This is a genomic window from Flavobacterium sp. (assembly GCF_031363805.1).
GTDB lineage: Bacteria > Bacteroidota > Bacteroidia > Flavobacteriales > Flavobacteriaceae > Flavobacterium.
In genome coordinates, this window is record NZ_JANLVD010000190.1 from 1 (window position 1) to 2,644 (window position 2,644).

The window sequence follows — 2,644 nt, forward strand, 5'->3', positions numbered from 1 at the left end:
ACAAAATTTATATTGGAAATACGCAACAAAATATGCTACAAGTCATGAAAGCGTTTGGCAATGTCTAAAAGAAATTTTGCACTAATTGGCGCCACAATTGTTTCTATAATTTATGGTGTGACTTTTACGATTGCCAAAGATGTCATGCCAAAATACATAGAACCTTTTGGATTTATTTTGCTTCGGGTTGGTGGTACGACTTTACTATTTTGGATGGTTTCTTTATTTATTAAAACCGAAAAAATACAAAAAGCAGATTTCTTAAGAATTTTTGCAGCAGCATTTTTTGGTGTTACTTTCAATATGCTTACTTTTTTTAAAGGTTTGAGCTACACTTCCCCTATTATGGGAGCAGTTTTAATGGTGACAACTCCAATTATTGTGCTAATACTTTCTGCTATTTTGATTAAAGAAAGAATGGAAAACAGAAAAATTTTGGGCATTGTTTTAGGATTGGCAGGCACTCTATTTTTGATTTTGTATGGAAAATCGATGGTGAATGCACCAAATGCGAGTTTGGGAAATTTCTTGGTTTTTATAAATGCCGGTTCTTATGGATTCTACCTTATTATAGTTAAAAAATTAATGGACAAATACAATGCGTTTTCGTTTGTAAAATGGATTTATTTATTCGGGTTTTTAATGGTTTTACCTTTTGGATGGAGCGAGTTTAGCCAAATTGATTGGTCAAATATTCCAATAGATATTTTCTGGAAAATAGGTTTTGTAGTTGTATTTTCAACGTTTTTTACTTATTTGTTGAACTTGCTTTCCATGAAAGAATTGAAACCAACTACAGTGGCAGTTTTTATTTATTTGCAACCACTTTTTGCCACAATATTCGCCATAGGATTAGGCAAAGATGAATTGAGTTGGGTAAAAATCGGCTCTGCAATTTTGATTTTTGTTGGTGTTTATTTGGTTACTAGTAAGAAATCCCAAATCGTAATTCGTAAATCCTAATTTTACTATATATTTGTATCTATTACAATTTTTTATATATGATACAATCCATGACGGGTTTCGGCAAAGCTTCCTTGCAATTGCCAACAAAAAAAATAACGGTCGAAGTAAAATCGTTAAATAGCAAAGGGTTAGATTTAAATACAAGAATGCCATCGGTTTACCGAGAAATGGAATTGGGTTTGCGAAACCAGATTGCACAACAATTGGAACGTGGAAAAATTGATTTTTCATTATTTATAGAAATAACGGGCGAGGAAACTTCATCAAAAATAAATGTTCCAATTATTAGGGGTTATATCAATCAAATGAAAGCTGTAATTGCTGATGCCGATGAAACTGAACTTATGAAAATGGCGGTTCGAATGCCCGATGCGCTAAAAACTGAGCGAGATGAATTGGACGAAAACGAATGGAAACAAATTCAAACTGTCATTATTGAAGCATTGAATAACATTTCAGAATTCCGACAATCTGAAGGACTTTCTTTGGAAAAAGAATTCAGTTTGCGAATTGCCAATATTCGGGAGTATTTAAATCAGGCTATTGCATTAGATCCTGAAAGAATTCAGATTATAAAAGATAAATTGCAAACTGCCATTGCAGAATTGAAAGTAAATATCGATGAAAATCGGTTTGAGCAAGAACTTATTTATTATTTAGAAAAATTGGATGTTACCGAAGAAAGGGTTCGTTTGACCAATCATTTGGATTATTTTCTAGAAACCATTACTGGAAATGAAGCCAACGGCCGAAAATTAGGTTTTATTACCCAAGAAATGGGAAGAGAAATCAATACATTGGGTTCAAAATCGAATCATGCAGAAATGCAGAAATTGGTGGTTATGATGAAAGATGAGTTGGAAAAGATTAAAGAGCAGGTTTTGAATGTGCTTTAGAATTTTTAGACAAAAGAACAAAGAACAAAGACAAAGTGAATATAGATTTGAGATGAATTCGATTTTAAAAGAAGTTAAAGAATTAATTTTCGACATCTGTGATTTTGAACTATCTAATATTCAAATCGAAAAAGAAAGTTTAGAATATTGTGCGCATCAATTTGAAATTAATAACCAAAAAGTAGTTTTTCGATTGGCAAAAATAACCCCAACAAAAATTGGGCAATTTGTAACATTATGGAAACGAAAAACCGATAAAAGTCCTATCGAACCTTTCGAAATTTCTGATCCAATAGATTTATTTGCTATCAATGTAAAAACAGAATCTCGATTTGGACAATTTATTTTTCCAAAAGCGGTTTTGATTCAAAAAGGAATTGTAACAGATAAAAAAGAAGGCAAAAGGGCGATTCGAGTGTATCCATTCTGGGATTTGACAGAAAATAAACAGGCTCAAAAAACACAAAAATGGCAATTGGATTACTTTTTAGAAATACCTTTTGATGGAAATTTAGATGTAAATAGAGCAAAATTGCTTTATTCCAAAAAAATAAAAGATTAAATAAAAAAGCACTGTAATAAATTTGGCATAAATGGAAAAAGGAAAACTACTTGTATTCTCTGCGCCTTCAGGTTCTGGAAAAACAACCATAGTAAGGCATTTGCTGAAGCAAGAAGATCTCAATTTGGAATTTTCGGTTTCTTGTACAACGCGGGAAAAAAGAGGAGAAGAAGTGGATGGCAAAGATTATTATTTTATTTCGTTGTCAGCATTTAAAAAA

Annotated in this window: 3 protein-coding genes and 1 pseudogene; all 4 read left to right on the forward strand. The window is 31.8% G+C overall.

Annotated features, from left to right (window positions below; all coding sequences use genetic code 11):
* Positions 1–60: 60 nt before the first annotated feature.
* The gene (locus tag RMN92_RS10325; protein ID WP_309609368.1) at positions 61–963 is read left to right on the forward strand and encodes a DMT family transporter; all 903 of its coding nucleotides are present in this window, start codon (positions 61–63) and stop codon (positions 961–963) included.
* A 38-nt stretch (positions 964–1,001) separates the two neighbouring features.
* The gene (locus RMN92_RS10330) at positions 1,002–1,862 is read left to right on the forward strand and encodes a YicC/YloC family endoribonuclease (protein ID WP_309609369.1); all 861 of its coding nucleotides are present in this window, start codon (positions 1,002–1,004) and stop codon (positions 1,860–1,862) included.
* 52 nt (positions 1,863–1,914) lie between these two features.
* Positions 1,915–2,424 (forward strand): MepB family protein, encoded by a 510-nt coding sequence (locus RMN92_RS10335; RefSeq protein ID WP_309609370.1) that lies wholly within the window; start codon positions 1,915–1,917, stop codon positions 2,422–2,424.
* A 31-nt stretch (positions 2,425–2,455) separates the two neighbouring features.
* A pseudogene (locus tag RMN92_RS10340) lies at positions 2,456–2,644 on the forward strand (guanylate kinase); the annotation flags it as partial.

Bases quoted from the DNA above. Each gene is read 5' to 3' on its own strand.
- RMN92_RS10325 (WP_309609368.1), top strand. From the start codon at position 61: ATGTCTAAAAGAAATTTTGCACTAATTGGCGCCACAATTGTTTCTATA.
- RMN92_RS10335 (WP_309609370.1), top strand. From the start codon at position 1,915: ATGAATTCGATTTTAAAAGAAGTTAAAGAATTAATTTTCGACATCTGT.
- RMN92_RS10330 (WP_309609369.1), top strand. From the start codon at position 1,002: ATGATACAATCCATGACGGGTTTCGGCAAAGCTTCCTTGCAATTGCCA.